The 2,628-nt window shown below is 36.5% G+C and carries 1 protein-coding gene and 1 pseudogene; both read right to left on the bottom strand.

From position 1 onward, the window contains the following. The coding region (locus RWO85_RS10325) for an ISL3 family transposase (protein WP_314415771.1) at positions 1–898 on the bottom strand (898 nt) is incomplete at its 3' end. A gap of 168 nt (positions 899–1,066) precedes the next feature. Next, positions 1,067–2,419 (bottom strand): annotated as a pseudogene (locus RWO85_RS10330) (transposase). Positions 2,420–2,628 lie beyond the last annotated feature (209 nt).

Raw genomic sequence — 2,628 nt, forward strand, 5'->3', positions numbered from 1 at the left:
CTAGAATCTCTTTATTTGTTAAGTGCATACGAAAAGTAGGGCGATAAAAACGTTTATCACTCAATTTATGACTATCCTGCTGGATGAGCTTCCAGTAACGCTTGATAGCCTTGTATTCATGGGATTTTCGATGAAACTGATTCATGATTTGGACACGGACACGACTCATAGCACGGCTAAGATGTTGGACAATGTGAAAGCGGTCTAGAACGATTTTAGCACACGGAAAAAGCTGTTTAGCCAAGTCATAATAGGGACTAAACATATCCATAGTAATAATTTTCACTCGACATCGGACGACTCTATCATATTTAAGAAAGTGATTTCGAATAATAGCTTGTGTTCTTCCCTCAAGAACAGTGATGATATCGAGATTATCAAAATCTTGTGCAATGAAACTCATCTTTCCTTTTGTAAAGGTATATTCGTCCCAAGACATAATCTCAGGAAGGCGAGAAAAATCAGGCTTAAAGTGAAAGTCATTGAGCTTGCGAATGACAGTTGAAGTTGAAATAGACAACTGATGAGCAATATCGGTCATGGAAGTTTTTTCAATCAGCTTCTGAGCAATCTTTTGGTTGATGATACGAGGGATTTGGTGATTCTTCTTGACTAGAGAAGTCTCAGCGACCATCATTTTAGAGCAATGATAGCACTTGAATCGACGTTTTCTAAGGAGGATTCTAGTAGGCATACCAGTTGTTTCGAGGTAAGGAATTTTAGAAGGTTTTTGAAAGTCATATTTCTTCATTTGACTTCCGCAATCAGGACAAGATGGAGCCTCATAATCCAGTTTAGCGATGATTTCCTTGTGTGTATCTCTATTAATGACATCTATAATTTGGATATTAGGGTCTTTGATATCGAGTAGTTTTGTGATAAAATGTAATTGTTCCATATGAATCTTTCTAATGAGTTGTTTAGTCGCTTTTCATTATAGGTCATATGGGACTTTTTTTCTACAACAAAATAGGCTACATAATATCCATAGGGGATTTACCCACTACAAATATTATAGAGCCCTTTTTTCTTGCTTCTTTGTCAACTGTAGTGGGTTGAAGAAAAGCTAAACTCGAGAAAGGACAAAATTCGTCCTTTCTTTTTTGATGTTCAGAGCGATAAAAATCCGTTTTTTGAAGTTTTCAAAGTTCCGAAATCCAAAGGCATTTCTCTTGATAACTTTAACGAGATTATTAGTCGCTTCCAATTTTGCGTTGGAATAAGGTAATTGAAGGGCGTTGACGATTTTCTCTTTGTCCTTGAGAAAGGTTTTAAAGACAGTCTGAAAAAGAGAATGAACCTGCTTTAGATTGTCCTCAATGAGTCCGAAAAATTTGTCAGCTTCCTTATTCTGAAAGTGAAAAAGTAAGAGTTGATAGAGATTATAGTGGTGTTTTAAGTCTTCTGAATAGCTCAAAAGCTTGTCTAGAATCTCTTTATTTGTTAAGTGCATACGAAAAGTAGGGCGATAAAAACGTTTCTCACTGAGTTTCCGACTATCTTGTTGGATAAGTTTCCAGTAACGCTTGATAGCCTTGTATTCATGGGATTTTCGATGATACTGATTCATGATTTGGACACGCACACGAATCATAGCACGGCTTAAGTGTTGGAGTAAAACAGTCCAGTGGACTGTTTTAGCCTAAGTTTAGAAATATAATAACGAAGGGTGAAAGCGATCTAGAATGATTTTAATATTCGGGAGTGAAACAGTCTGGGAGACTGTTTCAGCCTGAACCTAGAAATTCGAAAGTGAATCTGTTTAGCCAAGTTATAGTAGGGACTAAACATATCTATAGTAATGATTTTCACCTGACAACGAACGGCTCTATCGAAGAAAGTGATTTCGGATGACAGCCTGTGTTCTACCTTCAAGAACAGCGATGATACTGAGATTATCAAAATCTTGTGCAATGAAACTCATCTTTCCTTTTGTAAAGGTATATTCGTCCCAAGACATAATCTCAGGAAGGCGAGAAAAATCAGGCTTAAAGTGAAAGTCATTGAGCTTGCGAATGACAGTTGAAGTTGAAATAGACAACTGATGAGCAATATCGGTCATGGAAGTTTTTTCAATCAGCTTTTGAGCAATCTTTTGGTTGATGATACGAGGTATTTGGTGATTTTTCTTGACGAGAGAGGTTTCAGCGACCATCATTTTAGAGCACTGATAGCACTTAAAACGGCGTTTTCTAAGGAGGATTCTAGTAGGCATACCAGTCGTTTCAAGGTAAGGAATCTTAGACGGTTTTTGAAAGTCATATTTCTTCATTAGGCTTCCACAATCAGGACAAGAAGGGGCCTCATAATCCAGTCTAGCGATGATTTCTTTGTGGGTATCCCTATTGATGATATCCATAAATTGGATATTTGGGTCTTTGATATCGAGTAGTTTTGTGATAAAATGTAATTGTTCCATATGAATCTTTCTAATGAGTTGTTTGGTCGCTTTTCATTATAGATCTTATGGGACTTTTTTTCTACAACAAAATAGGCTCCATAATATCCATAGGGGATTTACCCACTACAAATATTATAGAGCCTTATTTTTTGTTGTAGAAACTTACTATTACTTCCAACTCTTTAGTGAAATTTCTCCGCTATTTAGCCAAATTTCTTTTCCGTTAT

The sequence above is a fragment of the uncultured Streptococcus sp. genome, assembly GCF_963521865.1.
Taxonomy (GTDB): Bacteria; Bacillota; Bacilli; order Lactobacillales; family Streptococcaceae; genus Streptococcus.